Origin of the sequence: Oceanipulchritudo coccoides (assembly GCF_010500615.1) — a bacterium.
GTDB classification, from domain to species: Bacteria; Verrucomicrobiota; Verrucomicrobiia; order Opitutales; family Oceanipulchritudinaceae; genus Oceanipulchritudo; species Oceanipulchritudo coccoides.
In genome coordinates, this window is sequence record NZ_JAAGNX010000001.1 from 1,155,550 (window position 1) to 1,179,306 (window position 23,757).

Consider the following 23,757-nt stretch of genomic DNA (forward strand, 5'->3'; position numbering starts at 1 on the left):
CCTTAAAGCGGGATAAACACTTCAAGCACGGCGAAGGTCTCTAGCCCCTGGGTCAGGGGAATCAAGTGGTGCTCAAATTGCTTCCAGGAACCGTCATTGAGCAGCAATGGCCTTTTACGACTGGAGTGAGTATTGAGTAGAGCCGCTTGGTATTCTTTGTGCCACGAGGCGAGATCCTCCGGTTTTGCCAGCTTGTCAACTGCTCCAGTTGTATTGAATGGTCCGAACCATTCCTTCATGACCTGGCTGCTCAGTAAGATAATCCCTTCGGGCCCCCTGACCCAGAAAGCCACGGGTGCCGATCGAACAAGCGCATCGATGAGGGTTTCCGATCCCCGGAAGAGATCAAGGAGCTGATAGCGCTCCTGCGTCTTCCGGGTTGTGCCGACCATCTCAACCGGGTTTCCTTCGGCATCGCTTTGGTGGACAAAGCCCGCTTGCTCGACCCAGACCCAGTCTCCGGTGACGTCCATGAAGCGGTGCTCGCAGCGCCAGATTCTTTCAGGTGACTTAAGGGCAATCTCAAGGGATTGTTGGACCTCGAGCAGATCTTCAGGATGGATACGATCCCACCAGAATTGTTCGCTGTGCTCCATGTCCTCATGCGGGTAGCCGAGGATGCACTCGCCAGCAGCATGGATCTTCAGGCGCTTTCTTCTCAAATTCCATGCCCACCATACTTGCTCAGCATATTTCAGGGCTGTATCGGCCTGAATTTTCAGGTTTTCTGCCTCAGCCAGGGTTGAAGCCAACCGTTCCTCCAGAAATTCACGTGATCCTTGATCGCTCATATCCACTCCGCTAGTGAGGCTTCAGGATGGTCCTTTTCAAGCCCCCGGACAAGCGAAATATTCTTGTAGGGCCCAAACCGGTGAACCGATCAGTCCGTAAAGGCGATAAAGGGAAGGTCCTGACGACTTTGTGCGATCAGCTCATATTCCCGGTCCTGAAAAATAATCGCCTCCTCATCCGGGTAAAAGATGAAGTTCAATTCCGTTAAAAAGGCCATGCGTCCCATTTCACTAACCGGTTTGTATGTGCCCGAATGAACAAGCTCGAGAATGTAGCGCTGCTGCCCGCTTCGCTTGATGTCGTAATAGGAGAAAGTGCTGTCAATATTGAGCTCAATGAGCATAGCTCCATCCCACATGCCGGTGGCGTAAATCCCGCTGTAATCCTCAATGGCACTGGCGGATGCGATGGGGTCGTTGAGCTCGATTATCGCGGGCTTCTGGACAAAACCTGTCTCCTTTGAAAAATGCCTGGAGACAAATACAAGGACGACACCCAGTCCCAGAAGAACCAGTAACAGCGTGATGCATTGCATGACCAGGCTGGGAGTCCATTCGAAGGGCGTCGCTTCAATCGAGACGGTGAAGTATTGTTCCACATAATCCTTCAGGTCCTTGTCCGGAATGGTCACATTCTGGTAGTTTGGATCCTGCGGGTTGGACAAGAGCAGGTCGTTTTCGTTGACGTGGACTTCCAGATAGCGGTCTCCGCCGGTTAGAATGAGGAGACATTCTGCACCGGTCCGGTTACGCTTGCGCACACGCTTGGCGATAAGCCTGAGCTCAGCCGGATTCAAGCGTCCGCGGTCAATTCGCCGACGGTTATTGATATCGAGCCCCCAGTTCTCATTGAGGCCTTCTGTCCACAATTCAATTTTCGCTATGACGGGCGATCCCATGAGTATGCATTAGGACAAAGCCGCATGGTTTGTCCAGTCTGTAAGGATTACAGGTTAAATCTTTTTAAAGTGTGGCTCAGGCGGTTTGAGGATGGAATTGGCCGGAATAATTTTTTTCTTGTTACCATAACCAAATCTGATACTAGATTGACCGTCAAATAAGGATATTTACTAAAGATGGAAATTGGGAGTATTGAACGATCTGAGGCAGACGCCTTCACGGATAAGCGGAGCGCTGTTATTTATGTCAGGGGATGTAATCTCAGATGCTCCTATTGCGGGTATGCCAGTCTTCTTGGAAGCTGCGATGGCAATGGTACCTATGATTGGGACCATGCACGGAAGTATTTGAAAAAACGCCTCGACCGCCTGGACGCTGTTGTTTTCAGCGGGGGTGAACCGACGATGCAAGAGGATCTTCGGGACTGTATCGCGGAAGTCCGGGAAATGGGGCTGAAGGTAAAACTCGATACCAATGGCACCTTTCCGGAGGTGATCCGTGATTTACTGGCCCAAAATCTCCTCGATTATGTGGCAATGGATGTAAAGGCCCCGCTGGAAAACTATGCCAGCCTTGTTGGGCGCCGGATTGATACGGAAGCGATCCGCACCAGCATCTGGCTGGTCAAGCAGTCCGGAGTTCCGCATGAGTTCAAGACGACCGTGGTTCCGGGCTTGCACACCACCCGGGAACTGAAAGCCATTTCCGAACTGATTCATGGAGCAGACAAGTACGTCGTTCAGGATTTTATCTCCGTGAATCCTCTGCGGGGAGAATTGAAGGGCCGCCCGGCATTTCCCCACAAGCCGTTGCAGGACATCCGCGCCTATGTGGAAAAGCGGGTAAAGACTTATGAGATCCGGCACTCCGAGGAAGCCAAAGTGATGCCGGTTGCGCGCCGCCGCCGCCGTTCCGCACCAGCGGCAGTCTAGCTTTTCCTGAGGCTCACCTCTCCGCTGTGAAGGATAGCGATTGAGCCGTCCTCGCGTTCCACCCTGAGCGATCCGTTCCGGGTAATTCCAACAGCTGTTCCCTCTGCTTGTTCCGTGCTGATCCCTTGTCCTCTGAGGAAGTCGAATTCCGGCCAGAGGTGGGCCAGTTCATCCGCATAATCCTCGTTCAGGTAGTCCTGAATGGCGTCTGACAGATGATGAACAATCCGGTGGGCAATTCGGGAAAGGTTCAATGGTTGCCCGAGATTCATGCTGAGGGAGCTCGCGATAGAATGCAGTTCCTCGGGAAAATCCGTTTCAGATGTATTCACATTGAGACCCAGGCCGAAGACCAGATCCCGTGTGAATTCCGAGTCCACACGCGCCTCGGTCAGCATTCCGGCAATTTTCCGTCCATGAATAAGCAAGTCGTTGGGCCACTTGATCTGCACCGGCAAAGAATAGGTATCACGGAGGAGTTGGCAGAGGCGCAAGCCGAGCCAGAGGGTGATTGTTTGCAGCCGACTGGGGGGCAGACTGGGCCGCAAGGCTATCGAAAGGTAGAGGTTTTTATGTTGTGGGCTGTGCCAGTTGCGACCGCGTCGGCCACGACCGGCGGTCTGGCAATCCGCCACGACAAAAAAGGGCGTGGGCCGGCCTGAGGAGAGTTCCCTTTCGGCCACGGTATTTGTACTGTCAACTTCCCCGAGGGCGATATGGTCTTCGAAAAAACTGCACGGTTGAATTGCCAGCAATGCCTCGAAAAGGACCGGGTGGAAAGCAACCGGTTCACGGGTGAGTTGATACCCTTTGTTGCGGATTGCGGAAAACGTGAACCCTGAGGTCTTCAGGTGTTCGAGGTGCTTGTGAACGCTGACCCGCGAAAGCTGCAGCTCCTCGGCAATGGAGGCACCTGAGACAAATTGCCCGTTTGCGCGCAGGAAAGGAATGAGAACCCGTGTATCGAGATCCATAAGATCAGTTCCAATCCAGCCCGATGTCCATCCATTGGGCCTTGTGAACGGTTGCCCCGGTAGAGATAAAATCGACACCAACCTGTCCGAGTGCCGGCAAATCCTCAAGCGTGATGCCTCCGCTGGCTTCTGTGGCGGCCTTGTTTGCAATCAAGGAAACGGCCTCGGCCAGCTCGGAGAGAGAAAAGTTGTCGAGGAGAATGTTCTCAATCCCCGCGTCCAGTGCGGGCAGGATTTGGTCGATTGAATCGACTTCCAGTTCGATTATCATTTCAGGGTAGCTGCCGCGATATGAGTTAACAAGCTCCGCAAGCTTCTTCCCGCCCGTGGCGCCAGCGGCAGCGAGATGGTTGTCCTTGAGCATGACCCGGTCAAAGAGGCCCATCCGGTGGTTGAATCCGCCGCCACAGGCAACGGCGTACTTCTCGAGCACCCGGTACCCCGGAGTCGTTTTCCGGGTATCAAGCAAGCGGGTGGGTGAGGACCCGAGGGCCTTCACATAAAGTTGTGTCAGCGTTGCCACCCCGGAAAGGCGTTGGAGGAAATTGAGTAGCACACGCTCGGCTTCAAGAATAACCCGGGCAGGACCTTCGATAGTGCCTAACTGTGTGCCACGGGAACACTCCTTTCCATCGGTCAGGGCCGGCTTGAAGGAGGCGCCTGCGCCATAGGCATCGAGGATCGGCTGGACAATCGGCAAGCCACAGGAGACAAGGTCATTTCTCGCAATAAGGCGGGCTGTTGCCTGCTCACTACCTTTTGGCAGTAGCCTGCTCGTGATATCGCCCGTCTGCTCCGGCGGCTCGGCAAGCCCCCAGCCCTCGAGGTCTTCATTACGGGCGATCGAAATGAGAGTTGTCACAGCAGCGGGATCGATCTCTTCCCACTTTAACTGTTTGGCAATTCGGTTGGCGATGAGCGGTGCGCTCATTTGATTTCCCCGTGTCCCTTGATGAGGTACTTATAAGTCGTCAACTCATTCAGTCCCATCGGGCCTCGCGCGTGGAGGCGATCGGTCGAGATGCCAATTTCCGCTCCCAGGCCAAATTCAAATCCGTCTGTGAAGCGCGTGGAAACATTCCAATAGACCGTTGCGGAATCGACTTCGTTCTGGAATTTTGCTGCTGCCGCTTCATTGGTTGTAATGATGGCATCACTGTGTCCGGAACCGTAGGTGTTCACAAACTGGATTGCCTCATCAAGCGAGTCGACCGTCTTGACCGAGAGGATCTTGTCCACGTATTCCGTGTGGTAATCTTCTTCTGTGGCCATGGTGTAGCGATTTCCACCAAATGATTTCAGGGCTTCTGCCGCACGCTCATCAACCCGCAGCTCCACGCCGTTGTTTTTCAAGACCTTTGCAACTTCCGGAAAGACCGACTGCAGGAGATCCTGGTGCACAATCAGGTTTTCCGCGGCGTTGCAGACGCTTGGCCGCTGGCATTTGGCGTTTACAGTGACACTGACGGCTGTCTTCTGGTCGATTTCTGTATCCAGATAAACATTACAAACGCCCTTGTAATGCTTGATCACCGGCATCCGCGCATTTTCCGCGACAAAGCGAATGAGGCCTTCGCCCCCGCGTGGGATCAGGCAATGGATGCAATCATCCGCCTTGAGAAGGACATTGAGGGCATTGCGGTCGACTGTCGGGATCAACTGGACGGCATGCAGCGGCAGGCCTGTTTCCGAAAAGGCCTTCTCAATGACTTGGGCCAATGCCATATTGCTGTGAAAGGCTTCCCGGCCTCCACGAAGAATGGTCGCATTCCCGCTTTTCAGGCAGAGGACGGCGCAATCAATTGTCACATTGGGACGGGATTCATAAATGATCCCGATGACGCCAATTGGTACGCGGACCTTTTCAATGCTGAAACCCTTCTGGTGCTTGCGCGTTTCGAGGATTTTCCCGACCGGGTCGGGTAGGGCAGCGACTTGGCGTGCGCCCTCAGCCATCCCTTGAATACGCTCGGGAGTGAGCCGTAAGCGATCCAGCATGGCATCGGAGAGCCCAAGGGATTGGCCGGTTTCCAGATCCTTGGCATTGGCCCCCATTAAAAGTGGTTGTGTCTGTGGAGCTTCCAGCAATTCGGCAATGCGTACCAAGGCCGCGTTTTTCTGCCCGGTAGAATACGCTGCCAACTGGCGCGAGGCGGCCAAGGCCTGTTCGGCGATCTGCCGGATCTGCTTGTCTACATCCATTTCACTCATGATAAGCGGTTTTTGCCGGAATCCCGGGCGTATGGCAAGCGACAGATCAGGATATATCCTTCATTACCTGTTCCCATTTCTCATCCGGTAACTCGGCCCCGATGACTTGAACAATTTCTGCGCCCAGCCGTGCACCCCATGCCGCGCACACCTCGAGGGGTTTCCCGTGAAGCCAGCCGGCAAGGAATCCCGCTGCCCAGAAATCACCGGCGCCTGTTGTATCGATGGCCTTGACGCCCGGTACGGCCGGCGCGTGGATGGTCTCGGTTCCCTTGGCAATCCATGCGCCGTCAGCACCAGCCTTCACAACGGCGAGCTCACACAAGCCCGCCAGCTCGACTGCATAGTTCTCCAGTGTGTCGGGACCGCCATGAAAGGCCGCCGCCTCATCTTCATTTGCAAAGACCAGATCAACATATTCCTTAAGGAGCTCCGGAAGGGATGAGCCAGCCGCCTTCACAACCTCGAAGGAGGCCAAATCAAGGGAAATTGTGCAATTGGCCTCCTTGGCAGACTTGAGCACAGCCTTCATCAAGTCTGGATTAAAGAGTAGATAGCCCTCAACGTGGGCATGTGAGCAACCGATAAAATCGGCGGGAGTGATTTCCTCCGGGGTCAGGGTCGCTGCCGCGCCCAGATCTGTGCGCAAGGTGCGTTGCGAATCCGGGGTAATAAGGGAAAGACAACGGCCATTGGGGATTGTCCCGATCTTGAAGCGGGTATCATCGCCGCCTAATGCCTTCAGGCGTTCGCGGTAGAACGTGCCTCCTGCATCGTTGCCGGTCTTGCCCACGAAAGTTGTCCGGATTCCCATTCTGGCTGCCGCAAAAATGGTATTTCCAGACGAGCCCCCCGGGGCTTCCTCGAAGGGTGCGGGTAGCTGGGCCATCCATTTTCCGATCGTTTCGCCGTCTGTGAGGACCATTCCTCCTTTTTCGCCACCGATTCTCTCAAGGAACGACTCTGGGATTCGGGCCAGAACATCAATTATCGGGGATCCGACCCCTACCAATTCGAAGGACGTATTTAACATGTCGCTGACTGTAAGAGATTTTTCCCGGATTACCAGTATGCAATTGCCGAAACTCTAGACTTTCAGGCAAACGCCTCCTCGTCGCGGGTCTCCCATGCCGTCCAGTTCGCCGGATTTTGTGCAGACGACGGAGTGAGCCCCTCCAAAATACAGGTTTGGAATGCTGTGGGCAACCAAGGGCCATCCGAATTCCTCCATGATGGGTCCCAAGGCGTGCATGGCGTCTGTCTCAGCGTGGAGCTCGTTGTTCTCCCAGTGCAGGCGCGGTGCCCGGACAGCCTCTTCAAGCGAACTTCCACGATCAAGGAGGTGACGAAGAATCTGGAGCAAAGTGGAGCGAATCCTGTTGGAGCCTCCAGAGCCCGTTGCCAGACGCCTCCCGTCCGGAAGGCGGGCCAAAAGGGGGGCCATCATCGAGGAAAGGCGGGAATTCGTCCGCCAGGTTCCGAGCCCTTCAGGTTGGAGATCCTCCTCGCCCAGCATATTGTTGAGCATGAAGCCGGTTCCGGGGAGGATCACCGCCGATCCGGCCCCGTTGCTGGTTGTCATGGAAATTTCATTACCCCACTTGTCCATGACCGAAAGCTGGGTTGTCCCGTCGGCGCGGGTTTGCGGTAGGGCATGCGGGAGCAGGTTTTCCACCGCACTTGTCAGGGCCGGGTTGCTCGCGATGGCCTTGTTGAGTCTGGCTTTTTCCGCCTTTGAAAGTTGCCCGCAGCCTTGGCCACTGCGCATCAGGCTCATCACCTTGAGTGGTTCAATCCATTGATTCCAGTCCTTGAATTGGCTGAACGGGTAGGGCGTGATGGTTGCGGGCTCGTGCAAGGAAAGGCCGACGGCAATGAGGGTTCCTCCCATGGAGGGAGGCGGGTTCAACCAGATTGATGCGCCGTTACGCGTAATTTCGAGGGGCTCCCGGATGTGCACCTGGTAGTCGAGAAAGTCCTCACGTGTCAGGTGCCCGCCGCTGGTCTGGCTCAACTCGGCCGCCATCCGGCCGATATCGCCTTCGTAAAACCAGCGTGAGCCCTCCTTGACGAGCATTTCGAGGAATGGCCCCATTTCCTTATTCTGAAAGAGCTCCTGTTCCTTTAGACAAGTCCCCGGGTGCGACCGTGACTCAAAAAGGGCCTTTGCTTCCGGCGTAGATAAATACAGGGCTGTAACCACCTGCAAGAGCTCGGCCGCATGGGAGGTGATCGTCAGCCCCTTCCGGCTCAGGTCAATTGCCGGAGCGGCACATTCGCCGAAGGGCAATTTGCCGAGGTCCTGGTGGATTTTCAGCATGCCCGCGACGCAACCGGGCGTGGCAATGGTGCCTGCTCCCAAATGAAAAACCTGTCGTGTTGACCCGAAGTCCGCCTCAAGGGGAATGGCCTTTGCCTCGGGATTGCGGATGCCCGGTGTTTGCGTGAAGAAATCGTACAACCGCGGAGAACCTGACTCAGGTGACACCATGGCAAATCCTCCTCCGCCCGGTGAAGTGAGGACGGGTTCAGCCAGGCAGGAGGCGAGCCAACCGGACACTGCGGCGTCAAAAGCGTTGCCGCCTGACTTCAAGGCGTGTGCAGCGGCCTCAGCGGTCAGTGGATGTCCTGCGGCAATGATGGAACCCTTCATCTTGAGTCCAGTTTGCGGAAAACGGTGGTTCTGTGAATACAAATTCACCCCCTGTTCTTTTGCAGTTGATGCGAGCCCTTTCCCTCCTTAATGATGCGTTCTATGGTTATGGAAGGGTTCTGGACTGGTGCAATCGAGGTGGGTTCGGTGAGTTTTACTCCCGTCTCCGTAATTTTTGGAACAGTTCTCCTGATTGTTGCCCTGATTCTACAGCGAGTCCTCTACGGGATCCTCACGCGCCGCTTTTTCCCAAGATTCAAGATCCACCCGGGCCTCGGCAATGCCTACGCGACCCTGATCGGCTACACTTTCCTGACTCTCTGTTTCTTTCTGATCCTTCCGGTTACCTTTAACGGGCTTAACTGGGCTACGCTTTCGGTTATCCTTGGCGCCATCTCCTTTGGGGTTGGTTTTGGATTGCGCAATATCGCGGATAACTTTGTCAGCGGCCTGATCATTCTTCTTGAGCGTCCGGTACGGGTTGGCGACCGGGTGACAATCGACGATGTGAGCGGTGTCGTCACTTCGATCCGGGCGCGCAGCGCAACCATCCGGACCAACGACAACATTGAGGTCATTGTGCCCAATTCCCGCTTTATCTCCGCTTCTGTCATCAATTGGAGCCACAGCGATAACCGTGTACGCTTCCGCGTGCCGGTGGGGGTGCATTACAATAGCGACGTGTTCCATGTGAAGGAAGTCCTTGAAAAGGCTGTCACGGATCATCCCCACGTCCTGAGTGATCCTGCACCCAGTGCAAAGTTTGTGGAATTCGGGGATTCCTCCCTGAACTTTGAGGTGTGGGTATGGACAGTTGAGTGGACCCTGCGCCCCTCCGCCTTCAAGAGTGAGATCAATTACATTGTCTGGAAGGCGCTCAAGGATGCGAATATTGAAATTCCCTATCCCCAGCGCGATATTTACATCAAGGAAATCAAGTCCGGGTCTGATATATTGAGCCCCGGTGACGGAAAGATCGACTTATGAAACGCAAGCAGTTGAGCGCGGTTGCTCTTGGACTGGCCTGGATGGCCTCGCTCGGAGCGGTCTTTATACTGGGAATTTTATCTGCCTTTGCCTTTCATCTGGCTCCGGGCGGTGGAGCTGACTCACAAGGAGACCTCACGCTGGACCAGCGTGACATGGTCCTGATCATTGAGCGATTTACAGGGGAAGAGGTTGATGTGGCGGAGCTCCTTTCCGTTGCCGGAGACGAGCCGGTTCCCCCGCAGCTTGAACAATCCCTCAGGGCCATCATGCGGGAAAGCGATCCGGATTTTCGACAGATGGCGACAGCGCGTTTGCTGGGAGGACTTCCGGCCCGGCGCGTCATGGCGGTGATTCGCTTCCTGCAGGAAATTAGACAAAGCCCCGCGCGGAACCAGATTCTGCGTGAGTTCCTTGAATCATGGGGTAATTCCGACGGCCGGAGCGCCATTGCCTTCGCTACCTCCCTGAGCGCTCCGCGTGAACGACAACTGGCGACCGGTGCAGTCCTCCGCGGGTGGAGCCAGGCACGTCCATCCGATGCATGGAACTGGGTCATTGAGCGAGAGGGGAAGACAAGGCGGGCTGAGCGCTGGCTTGAGCTTATTCTTTCGAATCTTGGCCGTACGGACCGTGGGGCGGCCCTTGCTTTGCTGGAGAAATCCCCATCCGGTGATTTTCAGACCCAGATGTCCCTCGTTGTTCTCGAGCAGATTTTGCGGACGGAATCCCCGCGCGAGGCCCTGCGTTGGCTGGGCGAGTTGCCGGAAGGATCGGCTGGGGCCGCTGCCGGTTTTCTTGCCCAAAGCTGGTCGGTGACAGAGCCTGCCGCGGCGGCAGAGTGGCTTTACAAGTCTTTCCCAAGTGAATTGGAGGGGCTTGAAAACGTGGTCCGCGAATGGACATACAGTTATCCTGAGGCTGCTGCTGATTGGGTCTGGGATGAATTTTCGGGCAATCTACGGCGCGCCTTGATGGATGTCCTTGCAGATGAATGGGTGGCCAACGACGGCCCGGTCCCGCTTGCCGAATGGCTGAATACGCATGGTCCTGATCCGGCCCTCGATGGTGCGATTGAGAGCATCGTTCTCATGACGGCCAACCTGGATCCGGCAACGGCCCTTGTCTGGGCACAATCCATCGTTGATCCGGATGCCCGGAGCATGTTGGAAATCATGGTTGGGCGGCAATGGATACGGATGGATCCAGACAGCGCGGCGGATTCTCTGCCGGTCCTTCTGGAAAGCGAGTCCGCCCGTGCGGCTTTACTCGAACCGGAGGTTTCCTATGAGCCAGCCTACGAGGAGGTCGACGATACGCGCGTGGATGAGAGTGCAGTTCCTTTCGAAGACGAGGAAGGATTGCCCCCGCTTCAATAGCGCGGGACCTCCGGATCGATTTCCCGGGACCAGGAATCAATTCCGCCCTTCATGCTCTGGACTTTTTGAAAGCCGCGCTCACGAAGAAATAACGTGACCCGATGGCTGCGCATCCCGTGGTGACAATAGACGAGAATATGTTGATCACGTGGGAGGGATTCCCACTGGAATGGGATTTCGCCCGTGGGGATATGAAGTCCCTCACCAAGGTTGCAATAGTCCCGCTCATTTTGCTCACGGACATCCAGGAGCAGGGGAGGTGATTCCCCGGAAAGGCAGGCGGAAGCCGCCTGAACATCCACTTCCACGGGGTAGGATGAATTAGGGGAATCTGTGTTTTCTGTAAAACCTTCAGGCACCATTTGAAAGGTCAATAAGAGGCATTTCCGAATTTGATCAACTCACGATTTGAAAATTTGCTTCTGACTTACCGTTGTCTTTTGCCGGATTGTCCTCCAGCTTGACCGTATGAGTAAAGGAAATCGATACGTTGTCATTATGGCCGGAGGGAGAGGTGAACGTTTCTGGCCGCAGAGCCGTTTGCGCCGCCCCAAACACTTGCTCCCGATCGTCGGCGAGTTGCCCATGCTTACCCAGACAATTAATCGATTGGGCAGTGTTGTTCCTCCTGAGAATGTCCTCATCGTGACAAATCTCGAGCAACGGGAGGCTGTTTTGGAAATTTGCCCGATGGTGCCCGCGGAAAATGTGGTGGCTGAACCGGTCGGTCGGGACACCGCAGCTGCAGTTGGCTTGTCGACAGTGCTCGTTGCCGCGCGCGACCCCGGGGCAAGCTTTGCCATGCTTCCGGCTGACCATGTGATCCACGACAGTGCCGGCTTTCAATCAATCCTGAGGACAGCTTTTGCCGCCGCCGAGGCTGAAGAAGCATTAGTCACGGTCGGAATCAAGCCGGAGTATCCAGCGACTGGATACGGATATATCCAACGCGGGGAAATTGCTGGGACAATCGATGAGCGACCCATTCACAAGGTGGTCGCCTTCAAGGAAAAGCCCGATGAGGAGACAGCCAGCAAATACATTAAATCAGGCGACTATGCATGGAATGCCGGTATGTTTTTCTGGCAGGTGCCAGTGATTTCGCGAGAATTTGAGACCCATACCCCTGGCCTTTGGAAGGCTCTTGGAAAAATCCGTGCTGCTCTGGATGCCGGGCAGGATTTGGGCACCTTGCTTGCCGAGCATTATCCGAACCTTGAAAAGATTTCCGTCGATTATGCGATCATGGAAAAGGCCCAATCAGTCCGGGTCGTGGGCTCGGCATTCGATTGGGATGATGTGGGCGAATGGCCTGCCGTTGAGCGTCATCACGAAAAGGACGACAATGATAATGTGACCAAGGGTTCGGTAGTGACCCTCGATTGCAAGGGGAACATTGTCATGTCCGATCCAAGCCATACGGTGGCCTTGATCGGGGTTGAGGACTTAATTATCGTCCGCACGGAGGATGCCACCCTCGTCTGCCCGAAGAGCAAGGCCCAGGATATCAAGCAACTCGTCAAGAGCCTTGGAGAAGACGATCAATACAAGCACTTGCTGTAGATACTGAACAATTGAACTCGGTGGCATCACCTCTTGGTTATCGCAAGTTAAAGAACTACTGGGAGGCCCGTTTTGGCGGACGTGTCCAGAAGGTAAGTTTGCATGCAGGCCTGACTTGCCCGAACCGCGACGGGACAATTGGTGTTGGGGGTTGCTACTACTGTTCCAATGAGGCCTTTACGCCGGGTTATTGTCATTCGGGGGATACGATTGAGGAGCAGATTAAACAGGGCGTTGAGTTCCAGTCACGACGGTATCCGCGGGCGGTGGGATTCCTGGGATATCTGCAGGCCTATACCAATACGCACGGGCCGATGGATGAACTGGTCAGGATTTATGAGAGTGTCCTGGAAAATCCATTGTTGATCGGCATGGTTATCGGGACCCGCCCGGACTGTCTTCCACAGGCCCTTCTGGACTGGCTCTCCGAGGCCTCCAAACAAAAACCGGTCTATATCGAGTTGGGAATTGAATCCTTTTCCGATGAAATCCTCAACCGGATGAACCGGGGTCACTCCTTCACACAGGCAGCAAAAGCGGTTGAGCGTGTAGTTGCTTGTGGACTACCTGTTGGAGGACACTTTCTTGTTGGATTCCCGGGAGAGCCTTGGAAACAGTTTTTTGATTCTGTTGAGCTGTTGAACAAGTTGCCTCTCCACAGTGTGAAGGTCCATCAGTTGCATGTCTTCCGGAACACGCCGCTTGCTGAGTGGTATGAGAAAGAGCCCGAGGCCTTTCTCTTTCCGTCGCGTGAGGATTACTTTAACAAGGCTGCAGACTGGCTGGCCGGGCTACGGCCTGATCTGTATGTCGACAGGGTCTTCGGGGATGTGCCCCTGAAATATGTCCTCAATCCATCATGGGGCGTACGCCTTGATCAGCTGGTCAGGGAGTTTGATGCGTTTCTGTCCGCAAAAAACATTTTCCAGGGCTGTCGCTACGAATAGGAATCAGTCGGCGGATTCGTAAACGTAGTTCAAGGTTTGGGACCATCCGTCACTGGTTTTCCATCTTTCGAGGACCAGATTGGTTCCTCCTTCATACTTGTACTCAATTGATCCAACCGTTTCCCCGTTTTTCTGGATGGAACCGGAAACCCGCTTACCCGCCCTGTCGAAAGCAAATTGAATCGTGCCCGTAAACCATCCCTTGTATCCCTCGCAGAGCATGAGGGCGGCATTGCCCTGCCCGTCATACTCATAGACGGCTCTGCCGCTGACTCCGCTTGAGTCTGTGAACAACTCATCGGTCAGCTTGCCGGATTTGTCATAGTTAAATAACTCCTCCGAAGTCTCCCCGTCGCTGTATTTGCGGAACTTTCGGACCATCCGCCCGGATGAGTCGAACTCATGCAAATTGACGGATGAACGCTGGCCGGTAATCAATTGATAGAGGGCTTTGGTGATCTGCCCGTTGGCATTATGAATGAAGCGAGTGGAGGCCAGCTCGCCAGAGCTATTGGTGTAGTTCAGGCAATAAGGCCTTACTTCGGAAGGTGCGAATGTATTGTAGTAGGGGACGAGTAGAATTGCCAGATTTGCCATGTGAATTGAGTGTTAGGCAATTTTTCTGGAAAAGGCAATCAAGCTCTGACTCACAAGTTGGGCGCCAACCAGCGCTCCATCTCCTCGCTTGGAGCACCCTTCAATAGCGAATACGCCTCAAGTTGATCCCGGCCAATGCGGCCCACATTGAAATACTTTGCTTCAGGATGGGCAAAGTAGAGACCAGAAACCGATCCTGCGGGGCTCATGGCAAAATTTTCGGTGAGGGTGATTCCCGCCTTTTCCTCAACCTTCAGCAAATTGAAGAGAATACGCTTTTCAGTATGGTCCGGAGTGGCCGGGTAACCAGCGGCAGGACGGATTCCCCGGTACTTTTCAGCAATGAGGTCCTCATTGGTCAGGTTTTCGTTTTCTCCGAAACCCCACTGCTTGCGAACCTGGCAGTGAAGCCACTCGGCAAATGCCTCCGCAAGCCGGTCGCCAATGGCCTTGATGAGGATGGCCGTGTAATCGTCGTGCTTTGCCTCATATTGCTTGGCCAGCTCATCCACTTCCTCCCCGGAGGTCACCGCGAAGGCGCCCATGTAATCGATGCGGCCGCTTTCATAGGGAGCGATGAAATCACTACAACTGAGATAGTGGGCGCCTTCACCTTTTATTTTTTCCTTTTGCTGGCGCAGGAAATGAAAACGCGTCAGGACTTCCGAGCGGTTCTCGTCCGGATAAAGCTCCACCATCTGCCCGCGTGAGTTTGCTGGCCAGAGGCCGAAGACTCCCTTTGGAGAAAGCCGTTTGTTTTCAATCAAATCCTTGAGGACTCGCTGGCCATCGTTGAAGAGCTTGGTCGCTTCCTCGCCGTATTTGTCGCTGCTGAGAATCTTTGGATAAACGCCTTTCAATTCCCAAGCCCAGAAAAACGGGGACCAGTCAATGTATGGGACCAGTTCCTCGACGGAAACCGCATCAATGACTTGCAGGCCGGTCTTTTCCGGCTTCGGGATATCGACTTCCGACCAGGCAAACTCGGGTGCTTTCGCTACTGCCTCAGCGAGTGGGAGCAAGCGAGCACTTTGCTTACGGCTTTTTTCGTAACGCTCCCGATGCTTGATGTTTTCGGCCTTGGCATCCTCAACAGCCGCCTTGCGTGTCTCAGGATTGAGGAATTTGGAGCACACGCTGACCACGCGTGAGGCATCCGGCACATGGACGACTGCCCCCTTGTATTCAGGATCAATCTTCACACCTGTGTGGGCCTTCGATGTTGTCGCTCCGCCAATCAGCAGGGGAATGTCGATTCCCTCACGGGTAAAGGTTTGTGCGTTGTGGACCATCTCATCGAGTGAAGGCGTAATCAAGCCACTCAAGCCGACTATATCGGCGTCGACTTCCTTGATCTTGGCGATTATCTGCTCGCAGGGGATCATCACGCCCATGTCATGGACGTTGTAGTTGTTGCAGGCCAGGACGACGCCGACAATGTTCTTCCCAATGTCATGCACATCGCCTTTAACAGTCGCTAGAACAATTTCCCCGGCGGAATCCTTTTCAGGATTGTAGGCTTCACCGCTGATCTCTGATTCTGCTTTCAACTTTGCGTTTCTCTCAGCCTTCTCCTTCTCCATGAAGGGAGTCAGCCAGGCTACAGCCCGCTTCATCACCCGCGCGCTTTTGACGACCTGCGGGAGGAACATTTTTCCTTCACCAAATAGGTCGCCGACAATCCGCATGCCATCCATGAGAGGTCCCTCGATGACTTCGAGTGGACGATTGAATGACTTACGCGCTTCTTCCGTGTCTTCCTCGATAAAGTCAACCACACCGTGGCGGATTGCGTAAGCGAGGCGCTCGTTCAGGGGTTGCTTCCTCCATGCCAGCCGGTCTGACTCGGCCACAGCCTCTTTTTTGCCCTTGTAGGATTCAGCAAGGGTAATGAGCGCATCCGTTGCTCCCTCGTGCCGGTTGAAGAGGACATCCTCAATCTTGTCCCGCAGTTCCGTATCGATATCCTCGTACACTGCCAGCATCCCAGCATTGACAATCCCCATGTCGAGGCCGGCCTGGATGGCGTGGTAAAGGAAGACACTATGCATGGCTTCACGGACAATATTGTTACCCCGAAATGAGAATGAAATATTCGATACACCTCCGCTTACCCGGGCGTGGGGGCAGAGCTGCTTGATCTGTCGCGTGGCCTCGATGAAGTTTACCGCATAATTGTTGTGCTCCTGGATCCCGGTTGCCACGGTAAGGATGTTCGGGTCGAAAATGATATCTGCCGGATTGAAATCCAGTTTCAGGGTGAGCAGGTCGTAAGCGCGCTTGCAGATCCGGACCTTGTCTTCAGTCGTTGCGGCCTGGCCGTTTTCGTCAAATGCCATTACCACGACTGCCGCTCCGTAACGCTGCACAAGTCCGGCCTGCCTGAGGAATTCCTTTTCGCCTTCCTTCAGGCTGATTGAATTCACAACGCCTTTTCCCTGGAGGCATTGCAGGCCCACTTCGATGACCGACCATTTGGACGAGTCGACCATGATCGGAACACGGCAAATGTCCGGTTCCGCGGCCAGCAGGTTTAAATAGTTGCGCATGCATTCCTCGGAATCCAGGAGACCTTCGTCAAAATTCACATCCAGCATGTTGGCACCGTTCTCCACTTGCTGGCGGGCAACCTCCAAGGCATCATCAAATTGGTCTTCCTTGATCAGCTTACGGAAACGGGGTGACCCGGTCACATTGGTCCGTTCCCCGACAACAAAGAAGGAAGCTGGCCGGCCCTCGATCTTGATCGCTTCCAATCCGCTGTAGCGCGATGCCACCTGCACGGGGTGGACTTTCCGGGCAGGAAATTCATTCATCCGACGGGCAATCTCAGCGATGTGCGCAGGGGTCGATCCACAGCAACCCCCCACAATATTCAGCCAGCCTTCCCTGGCAAAACCAGCAAGGACAGATGCCATGTGCTCAGGCGTGTCATCATATTCACCAAAGGCATTTGGCAGACCGGCGTTGGGATAGCAACTGATGTGAGTATCGGCAATCCGGGACAACTCATCAACATAGGGAGCCATTTCCTTCGCCCCAAGGGCGCAATTGATTCCCACGGATATCGGTTTCGCGTGCGCAATGCTGTTCCAGAACCCCTCGATGGTTTGCCCGGATAGGGTACGGCCGGAAGCATCAGTTATCGTCACGGAGATCATGACTGGCCAACGCTGGCCGCGATCGTCAAAGAGCTCTTCAAGAGCAAAGACTGCCGCCTTGGCATTCAATGTATCGAAAATTGTTTCGATCAGAAAGACATCCACGCCCCCGTCGGCCAGACCCTCGGCCTGTTCACGATATGCTTTCCTGAGCTGGTCGAAGGTGACCCCCCGATATCCAGGATTATTCACATCAGGTGACAGGGAGGCCGTCCGGTTAGTGGGGCCTATCCCGCCCGCGACAAAGACCGGCTTTCCTGCGTTTGCGGCGCTGTATTTTTCTGCGGCCCGCCGCGCAAGCTTTGCCGCCTCCTCATTGATCAGCTTGGAGTCGGCCTCCAATCCGTAATCGGCTTGGGATATCGCATTCGCATTGAAGGTGTTTGTCTCGATTATATCCGCTCCGGCTTCCAGAAAGCCGGTGTGGATCTCCTCAATAATTTCCGGTCGGGTCAGGACCAGAATATCGTTGTTTCCCTTCAAATCTTTCCCATGCCCGGCATAGCGCTCTCCACGAAAGGCGGCCTCGTCCAGCTTGTACCCCTGGATCTGCGTCCCCATGGCTCCGTCAAGAATCACAATTCGCTCATCCATGAGGGCTTTCAGGCGCTTTTCCGTCTCTTTGATTGTCATAACATCATCATATCCTGATTATATGATGGGTTGTCAAGAACAGGGATGCTTGCCAAGGGGAAAAAGCGATGTGAAGGTGCGGCATGGACTCAGGATATGAGATATTGGCAGTGGATGCGGGGAGCTCTGCGCGTCGCGGGTGTCTGAAAACGCTCCACGGGAGCGTGGAGACGCCGATTTTCATGCCGGTGGGAACGCAGGGCACGGTAAAAGGGCTTTTGCCGGACCAGTTGACTACGTTGGGGGCACAAATCATCCTTGGAAACACCTACCATCTTAATTTGCGGCCGACCTCGGAACTGATATCCGAGCTTGGAGGGCTGCACAAATTCATGCGCTGGAGCGGCCCGATCCTGACGGACAGTGGGGGGTTCCAGGTCTTCAGCCTGGCAAAACTGCGCAAGATCCGCGACGAGGGAATCCGCTTTCAATCGCATTTGGACGGGCGTGAAGTAATCCTGACCCCGAAACGGGTGATTGATATTCAAGCGAACCTTGGTTCAGACATTGCCATGGTCCTGGATGAGTGTCCACCGGCCGAGGCCACCCGCAAGGCTTGTGAGGCTGCGGTCGAGCGGACAATTCGCTGGGCCCGGGAGGCCCGGGCCTATGCCGGAGAGACTGGATTCCTTGAAAAAGGCCACCATGTATTCGGGATTGTCCAGGGCTCACGGCATAAGGATTTGCGGCAGCAGTGCGCAGCTGCGTTGATTGAAATGGATTTTCCGGGCTATGCCATTGGCGGGGTGAGCGTGGGCGAACCGGAGGAAGAGATGATGCCGCAGGTCACGATGTGCACGGAAGTCCTTCCGGCCGATAAGCCCCGCTATGTAATGGGCGTGGGAACCCCACCGCAGTTGCTCAAAATGATTGCTGCAGGGGCGGACATGTTCGATTGCGTCATGCCTACACGGGAGGCCCGGCATGGAATCGCCTTCACGGAAGATGGAAAATTAAACCTTAGGAACAACCGTTTCCGGGATGACAACAAACCCCTGATGGAGCGCTTCTGTGACTTGGAAACGGGACAGTTTACAAGGGCCTATATTCGCCATTTAATCATTGCCGGAGAGATCCTGGGGAGCGTCTTGCTGACTATGCACAATGTTCGCTTCTATCTCGACCTGATGCGTCAGGCCCGCGAACACATTGAAGCAGGAGACTATGCCCGCTGGCACCAATCGTGGATTGAACGCTATCTTGCGGGGAAAAAGGAAATTCCGGAATAATTTAATCGACCCTCCCATTGACCGTCCCTCTGTCTTAATTTCTTTTTCCTGAAATCCTCCCATTTCAGTGTGGCTTTCGGTTGCCATTGGGCCCGCGAGTCGCCAACTTCTCCCTTTTCCCATGATTTCCAAGGTATTAAAACGATTTTCCGGTAGCCACTACCGCCGATTCATAAAGAAGGCCCAGCCCATTGTTGAGCGCATCAACAAGCTTGAGCTTGAGTACCAATCGCTCAGCGATGCGCAGCTTCAGGCCAAGACCGACGAGTTTCGCAAGCGTTACAAGGAAGGTGAGACACTGGATGATTTGCTTCCAGAGGCATTTGCCACGGTCAAGAACGCCGCCCGCCGGCTTTGTGGCCAGGAGATCGAGTATGTCGGCACCAAGGACACCTGGAATATGGTGCATTTTGATGTCCAGCTGATCGGCGGGATGTGCCTGCACCAGAATTCAATTGCTGAAATGGCAACCGGGGAGGGAAAGACCCTTGTTGCGACCCTTCCGCTCTACCTGAACAGCCTTGCCGGTCGCGGCGCGCAGCTGGTCACCGTGAATGAGTATCTTGCTCAACGTGATGCCGAATGGATGGGACACATCTACAAGTTTCTCGGCCTGACCGTGGGTGTCATCAAGGGCGGACACCAGCAGGACAATGATGAGAAACGGGCTGCCTACAATTGTGACATCACCTACGGGACAGCCAGTGAATTTGGCTTTGATTATCTCCGCGACAACGGCATGGCCATGAGTCGTGAGGCACAGGTGCAGAACGATCACTTTTTCTGCATTATTGACGAAGTTGACTCCATCCTGATTGATGAGGCAAGGACGCCCTTGATCATTTCCGGGCCGGTCGAGGACGACTCATCTGCTCCATTTCTTGCCCTGAGGCCACAGGTTGAAAAGTTGGCCAAGGAACAAAAGCGTCTTTGCAACAAGCTGGTCAGTGACGCGAAAGCGATCATGGAAAACCCGGATGTGGACCATGCGGAGGGCTTGTACAAGATGCTGCAGGTCAAGCAGGGCATGCCCAAGAACAAGATTCTTCTGCGACTTCTTGAGGTAGGCAAAATCCGCAAGGAGTTTGATGCCTATGACCTTGAGATGTCGGCTGATTATAACAAAAAGCAGGCCTATGCGCTCAAGGAGGAGCTTTTCTTCTCGGTCGATGAAAAGCAGCGCAGCAGCGATTTAACGGAACGCGGTCGGATGCTCCTGCGCCCTGACAATCCGGATGCTTTCGTGCTTCCGGACCTTCCCACGATGTACATGGAGATCGACAACCGGGAAGATCTTGAGCCAAAGGAAAAGGCCAAGCTGAAGGCGCAAGAGCAGACACAGTTTGAGCAAATCAGTGAGGAGATCCACATCATCGGGCAGCTCTTGAGAGCTTTCAGCCTGTACGAGCGCGATGTCGAGTATGTCGTGCAAGACGGCAAGGTGATGATTGTCGATGAAAACACGGGCCGTGTGATGCCCGGTCGCCGCTGGTCCGATGGGTTGCACCAGGCTGTTGAAGCAAAGGAAGGGGTGAAGATTGAAAAAGAGTCAAAGACCTACGCGACGATCACCCTCCAGAATTATTTTCGTTTGTATGAAAAGCTCGCCGGGATGACTGGTACAGCTGAGACAGAAGCCAACGAATTCAAGGATATCTATAACCTCAATGTGATGGTTATTCCCACAAACCAGCCAAATATCCGGATTGATGAGAACGACATCATCTACAAGACGCGGCGCGAGAAATACAATGCGGTAATTGATGAGATCACGCAGGCCCATGAACGGGGTCAACCATGTCTTGTGGGGACCGTTTCCGTTGATTCGTCCGAGGTGCTTAGCCGCATGCTGAAGCGGGCCAAGATTCCCCACAGTGTTCTCAATGCAAAATATCATGCCCAAGAGGCGGAGATCATTACCCGCGCGGGTCATCGTGGAGCTGTTACAATTGCCACCAACATGGCGGGTCGCGGAACAGATATCAAGTTGGGCGAGGGGATCGCTGATTTGGGTGGTCTTTATGTCATCGGAACAGAACGACATACTTCAAGGCGGATTGACCGCCAGTTGCGCGGCCGTTGTGCCCGTCAGGGCGACCCCGGCAAGAGCCGGTCATTTCTTTCCCTGGAAGATGAATTGATGCGTCTCTACAGTCAGGGGAGCGCCGGCAAACTTCTTGAGAGCTCCTTCGAGGAAGGCGAGCCCCTTGAGCACCGCTGGCTCAATCCGATGATTGAGCGCGCGCAGAAAACGGTTGAGCAGCATCACTACTCAATCCGTAAGCGTTTGCTGCAGTACGATGATGTCGGTTCAAAGCAGCGTGAAGTGATCTACGCGTTGCGCAATGAGGCGATTACTTCCGATACGCCCAAGACCCTTATTTTCGAGCTCATCGAGGAGGAACTTGAATCCCGCGCTGAAGAATTTGGTGTAATGGTTGCCAAATCCGGAGAGAACGAGAAGGAGATCAAGGATTACTACACCTGGCTGATGCAGACTTTCCCGATTCGCCTGAAAATTGACGACCTCAAGGGAATCGAAGGGCCGGATATTCTTAAAAAGACCCTCGAGAGAATTGAGGAAGCTTATCAACTGAAGGAAGAGGCCGAAGAACCCGAGGCGCTGCGCCGCCTTGAGCGGATTGTCCTGATCAGCAACATTGATCGCCATTATCAAAACCATCTCACTGAGATGGAGGACCTGCGTCAGAGCGTTGGTCTGCGTGGATACGGGCAAAAAGATCCGCTGGTCGAATACAAGAACGAAGCCTTTGTTTATTTTGATGAAATGCTGGGCCGGGTACGCGGGGACATTTGCTCCAGCATATTCCGGAGCGTGACCAATGTCCGTGCATTTGAATCCATGGTGGCGCGGCTGCGAGACCGCGCCCGCGAACAAGGACCGACTGGTCCAGATGGCGAGCAGCCGCAGCTGGCTGGCCAGGGGGGCACTCCCGGCGGAGGTGGCTCTGTGCAGCTTCCCAAGGTCAAGAAGGCACCGGTCCGGATTGCCAACGAGCCCGGCCGCAATGAGATGGTCGTGATCCAGCGAGGTCCCGAAAAGCAGGAGATGAAGTGGAAGAAAGCCGAACGGTTGGTCAAGGAAGACGGTTGGCAGCTGGTTGGCAAAGCCTGATTGCCTGTCTTTTGAGTGCGGGGCTTTATGTCCTCGCATTTCCATCAGGCAACGTGCCGGAAACCGCATATGTATTTGCGGTCCCACTACTTTTGCTCGGACTATTCACCCGCCCCGCAAAACGGGAGGGATGGATGATCCTGTTCTCGGGCTGGATCGGCTGGGCAATCCTCCTGATCTGGCTTAAGAATGTGACTTCCCACCTGGAGATGGCGCTGGCACCCGTGCTGGGTTGGCTGGCAGTCATTGGACTCTCCGGTATAATGGCAATATTCTGGTGGGTCTGGTTTGCCGGATCCCTTCGCCTCGTGCGCAGCTCGGTTGAGAAATCCCTTCTTGCCCGCCTCGGCGCTGTCCTCGCCCTTGCTGGATTCTGGGTTTTTCTTGAGTGGGTGCGCTGTGTCCTTTTTACCGGTTTTCCCTGGCTTCCTCTTTCGGTGAGCCAGTGGCAACGACCACTGCTTCTACAAATCACCTCGGTGACTGGTGGATACGGATTGTCCTTTGTCCTGGTCGCTTTCAATGCCGGACTGGCCTTTTACCTGCACAGCTTGTGGTACAGTCGGCGGGAAAAATGGTGGCGACGCTTTTCCTTCGAATTCTATTTGGCTCTCTTTCTTCTTTTTGGGGCTATCGGATTTGGATTATACTCATCCGGGGCAGGGCACCGTGAGCGTATTGCGGGTCCCAAAGTCGCTTTCACTCAGCCCAATGTGGGCGCTTTCGAGAAGTGGGATCAAGCCCTTATTCAGGACAACCTGAGGGATCTTGAAGATCTCACAACCTATGCGTCCTATCTTGGGGCGGAGCTTGTGCTCTGGCCGGAAGCCCCAACCCCGGCACCCGTCAAAGGCGACCCGCGAATGCAGAATTGGGTGGAGCAACTGGCCCGCAAGACTGGACTTCCCATGCTCATCGGAAATATTGCTGTTGAGGATGACCCGGCATCTTTCGCGCCTCGCGCCTACAACAGCATCTTCAAGGTGGATCCGGTGACCGGCGTGGACATTGAGAGTTACTATTCAAAGCGCCACTTGGTCCCGTTCGGGGAGTATGTGCCTTTTGCGGGATACTTACCATTCCTCAGGAAGATCATCCCCGTTCCACTGGATTTTTATCCGGGTAATTCCGATCTGCCTATTGAATTTGGCTCTTCCAAAACCACTTTCGGTGAAGCAGGACTTCTGGTTTGTTACGAAGACATCTTCCCGCAGTATGCACGTAAGAACACCCTCGCCGGGGCGGACTGGCACTTTGTCGCGACAAACAATGGGTGGTTTGGCGAAGGATCTGCAGGATGGCAGCATGCGGCACACTCGGTCCTGCGGGCCGTTGAGACCCGGCGTCCAGTTGTCCGTTGTGGCAATGCTGGCTGGAGTGGCTGGATTGATGAGTTTGGCCATATCCGTCATGTCATGCTGGATGACAAGCAGTCGATTTACTTCCAAGGAGTGGAAGTGGTCGGGCTCACAATGAATCGCTGGTGGTCCGGGCGCTTGTCCCCCTATGTGCAGTTGGGTGACTGGTTTGTCGGGCTGGCCAGTTTTGTTTTTGGACTGGGTCTGTTGTTTATCCGCATTGCAGGCCCGCGTCATGCTCCGGTGACGGTATACAATCGGCGCGGACTGATGTCGGGATTACGGTTGAACGATAAATGAGGATAG

At 54.6% G+C, this 23,757-nt stretch carries 18 protein-coding genes; 8 read left to right on the plus strand and 10 right to left on the minus strand.

Going from position 1 to position 23,757, the window contains the following annotated elements:
• Positions 1-2: 2 nt before the first annotated feature.
• Both G0Q06_RS04405 and G0Q06_RS04410 read right to left on the minus strand, forming a co-directional pair.
• Entirely contained in the window at positions 3-791 is a 789-nt protein-coding gene (locus G0Q06_RS04405) for a PAS domain-containing protein (protein WP_163962833.1), read from the minus strand.
• Positions 792-880: 89 nt separating this feature from the next.
• Entirely contained in the window at positions 881-1,690 is an 810-nt protein-coding gene (locus tag G0Q06_RS04410; protein WP_163962834.1) for a hypothetical protein, read from the minus strand.
• Between the two features lie 177 nt (positions 1,691-1,867).
• Between G0Q06_RS04410 and G0Q06_RS04415 the strand changes: the two genes are divergently transcribed.
• Entirely contained in the window at positions 1,868-2,623 is a 756-nt protein-coding gene (locus G0Q06_RS04415) for an anaerobic ribonucleoside-triphosphate reductase activating protein (protein WP_163962835.1), read from the plus strand.
• On the opposite strand, the gene G0Q06_RS04420 is transcribed toward G0Q06_RS04415, so the two are convergent.
• From G0Q06_RS04420 to G0Q06_RS04440, 5 genes are read right to left on the minus strand one after another with little or no spacing between them, the layout of a single operon-like run.
• The gene (locus tag G0Q06_RS04420; RefSeq protein WP_163962836.1) at positions 2,620-3,597 is read right to left on the minus strand and encodes a biotin--[acetyl-CoA-carboxylase] ligase; all 978 of its coding nucleotides are present in this window, start codon (positions 3,595-3,597) and stop codon (positions 2,620-2,622) included. The two genes, G0Q06_RS04415 and G0Q06_RS04420, sit on opposite strands and share 4 nt — an antisense overlap.
• A gap of 4 nt (positions 3,598-3,601) precedes the next feature.
• Positions 3,602-4,528, minus strand: coding sequence for a carboxylating nicotinate-nucleotide diphosphorylase (gene nadC, locus G0Q06_RS04425; protein WP_163962837.1), 927 nt, complete (start codon positions 4,526-4,528; stop codon positions 3,602-3,604).
• Positions 4,525-5,808 carry a glutamate-5-semialdehyde dehydrogenase gene (locus G0Q06_RS04430; RefSeq protein WP_163962838.1) on the minus strand — a complete coding sequence of 428 codons (1,284 nt, stop codon included), beginning with the start codon at positions 5,806-5,808 and terminating at the stop codon, positions 4,525-4,527. Before G0Q06_RS04430 ends, nadC begins: the two co-directional genes overlap by 4 nt.
• Positions 5,809-5,854: 46 nt before the next feature.
• Complete coding sequence (locus tag G0Q06_RS04435; protein WP_163962839.1) at positions 5,855-6,841, minus strand: adenosine kinase; 987 nt, start codon at positions 6,839-6,841, stop codon at positions 5,855-5,857.
• A 54-nt stretch (positions 6,842-6,895) separates the two neighbouring features.
• On the minus strand, positions 6,896-8,461 hold the full coding sequence (locus G0Q06_RS04440) for a gamma-glutamyltransferase (RefSeq protein ID WP_163962840.1): 1,566 nt from the start codon (positions 8,459-8,461) through the stop codon (positions 6,896-6,898).
• A gap of 108 nt (positions 8,462-8,569) precedes the next feature.
• Here G0Q06_RS04440 and G0Q06_RS04445 point away from each other — a divergent pair, with 108 nt between their 5' ends.
• Positions 8,570-9,448, plus strand: coding sequence for a mechanosensitive ion channel family protein (locus tag G0Q06_RS04445; protein ID WP_163962841.1), 879 nt, complete (start codon positions 8,570-8,572; stop codon positions 9,446-9,448).
• Complete coding sequence (locus G0Q06_RS04450; protein WP_163962842.1) at positions 9,445-10,827, plus strand: hypothetical protein; 1,383 nt, start codon at positions 9,445-9,447, stop codon at positions 10,825-10,827. Before G0Q06_RS04445 ends, G0Q06_RS04450 begins: the two co-directional genes overlap by 4 nt.
• On the opposite strand, the gene G0Q06_RS04455 is transcribed toward G0Q06_RS04450, so the two are convergent.
• Positions 10,821-11,135: a rhodanese-like domain-containing protein gene (locus G0Q06_RS04455; protein ID WP_338045107.1), complete on the minus strand. Its 315-nt coding sequence runs from the start codon at positions 11,133-11,135 to the stop codon at positions 10,821-10,823. The two genes, G0Q06_RS04450 and G0Q06_RS04455, sit on opposite strands and share 7 nt — an antisense overlap.
• 160 nt (positions 11,136-11,295) lie before the next feature.
• Here G0Q06_RS04455 and G0Q06_RS04460 point away from each other — a divergent pair, with 160 nt between their 5' ends.
• Both G0Q06_RS04460 and mnmL read left to right on the plus strand, forming a co-directional pair.
• Positions 11,296-12,390, plus strand: a complete 1,095-nt coding sequence (locus tag G0Q06_RS04460) for a mannose-1-phosphate guanylyltransferase (protein ID WP_163962844.1) — start codon at positions 11,296-11,298, stop codon at positions 12,388-12,390.
• Positions 12,391-12,410: 20 nt separating this feature from the next.
• Positions 12,411-13,337: a tRNA modification radical SAM protein MnmL/YtqA gene (gene mnmL / locus G0Q06_RS04465; RefSeq protein WP_163962845.1), complete on the plus strand. Its 927-nt coding sequence runs from the start codon at positions 12,411-12,413 to the stop codon at positions 13,335-13,337.
• Between the two features lie 3 nt (positions 13,338-13,340).
• On the opposite strand, the gene G0Q06_RS04470 is transcribed toward mnmL, so the two are convergent.
• Positions 13,341-13,934 (minus strand): hypothetical protein, encoded by a 594-nt coding sequence (locus tag G0Q06_RS04470; RefSeq protein ID WP_163962846.1) that lies wholly within the window; start codon positions 13,932-13,934, stop codon positions 13,341-13,343.
• Between the two features lie 50 nt (positions 13,935-13,984).
• Positions 13,985-17,728 carry a methionine synthase gene (gene metH, locus G0Q06_RS04475; RefSeq protein WP_163962847.1) on the minus strand — a complete coding sequence of 1,248 codons (3,744 nt, stop codon included), beginning with the start codon at positions 17,726-17,728 and terminating at the stop codon, positions 13,985-13,987.
• Between the two features lie 83 nt (positions 17,729-17,811).
• Between metH and tgt the strand changes: the two genes are divergently transcribed.
• The 3 genes from tgt to lnt all read left to right on the plus strand — a co-directional run bounded on the left by tgt (position 17,812) and on the right by lnt (position 23,751).
• On the plus strand, positions 17,812-18,957 hold the full coding sequence (gene tgt, locus G0Q06_RS04480; RefSeq protein WP_163962848.1) for a tRNA guanosine(34) transglycosylase Tgt: 1,146 nt from the start codon (positions 17,812-17,814) through the stop codon (positions 18,955-18,957).
• A 121-nt stretch (positions 18,958-19,078) separates the two neighbouring features.
• On the plus strand, positions 19,079-22,093 hold the full coding sequence (gene secA, locus G0Q06_RS04485; RefSeq protein ID WP_163962850.1) for a preprotein translocase subunit SecA: 3,015 nt from the start codon (positions 19,079-19,081) through the stop codon (positions 22,091-22,093).
• Positions 22,033-23,751, plus strand: coding sequence for an apolipoprotein N-acyltransferase (gene lnt / locus G0Q06_RS04490; RefSeq protein ID WP_163962852.1), 1,719 nt, complete (start codon positions 22,033-22,035; stop codon positions 23,749-23,751). Before secA ends, lnt begins: the two co-directional genes overlap by 61 nt.
• The last annotated feature ends 6 nt before the right edge of the window (positions 23,752-23,757 follow it).

Excerpts from the sequence above, each read along its gene's own strand:
- G0Q06_RS04405 (WP_163962833.1), bottom strand. The coding sequence starts at position 791 with ATGAGCGATCAAGGATCACGTGAATTTCTGGAGGAACGGTTGGCTTCA.
- G0Q06_RS04410 (WP_163962834.1), bottom strand. The coding sequence starts at position 1,690 with ATGGGATCGCCCGTCATAGCGAAAATTGAATTGTGGACAGAAGGCCTC.
- G0Q06_RS04415 (WP_163962835.1), top strand. The coding sequence starts at position 1,868 with ATGGAAATTGGGAGTATTGAACGATCTGAGGCAGACGCCTTCACGGAT.
- G0Q06_RS04420 (WP_163962836.1), bottom strand. The coding sequence starts at position 3,597 with ATGGATCTCGATACACGGGTTCTCATTCCTTTCCTGCGCGCAAACGGG.
- nadC (WP_163962837.1), bottom strand. The coding sequence starts at position 4,528 with ATGAGCGCACCGCTCATCGCCAACCGAATTGCCAAACAGTTAAAGTGG.
- G0Q06_RS04430 (WP_163962838.1), bottom strand. The coding sequence starts at position 5,808 with ATGAGTGAAATGGATGTAGACAAGCAGATCCGGCAGATCGCCGAACAG.
- G0Q06_RS04435 (WP_163962839.1), bottom strand. The coding sequence starts at position 6,841 with ATGTTAAATACGTCCTTCGAATTGGTAGGGGTCGGATCCCCGATAATT.
- G0Q06_RS04440 (WP_163962840.1), bottom strand. The coding sequence starts at position 8,461 with ATGAAGGGTTCCATCATTGCCGCAGGACATCCACTGACCGCTGAGGCC.
- G0Q06_RS04445 (WP_163962841.1), top strand. The coding sequence starts at position 8,570 with ATGGAAGGGTTCTGGACTGGTGCAATCGAGGTGGGTTCGGTGAGTTTT.
- G0Q06_RS04450 (WP_163962842.1), top strand. The coding sequence starts at position 9,445 with ATGAAACGCAAGCAGTTGAGCGCGGTTGCTCTTGGACTGGCCTGGATG.
- G0Q06_RS04460 (WP_163962844.1), top strand. The coding sequence starts at position 11,296 with ATGAGTAAAGGAAATCGATACGTTGTCATTATGGCCGGAGGGAGAGGT.
- G0Q06_RS04470 (WP_163962846.1), bottom strand. The coding sequence starts at position 13,934 with ATGGCAAATCTGGCAATTCTACTCGTCCCCTACTACAATACATTCGCA.
- metH (WP_163962847.1), bottom strand. The coding sequence starts at position 17,728 with ATGACAATCAAAGAGACGGAAAAGCGCCTGAAAGCCCTCATGGATGAG.
- tgt (WP_163962848.1), top strand. The coding sequence starts at position 17,812 with ATGGACTCAGGATATGAGATATTGGCAGTGGATGCGGGGAGCTCTGCG.
- secA (WP_163962850.1), top strand. The coding sequence starts at position 19,079 with ATGATTTCCAAGGTATTAAAACGATTTTCCGGTAGCCACTACCGCCGA.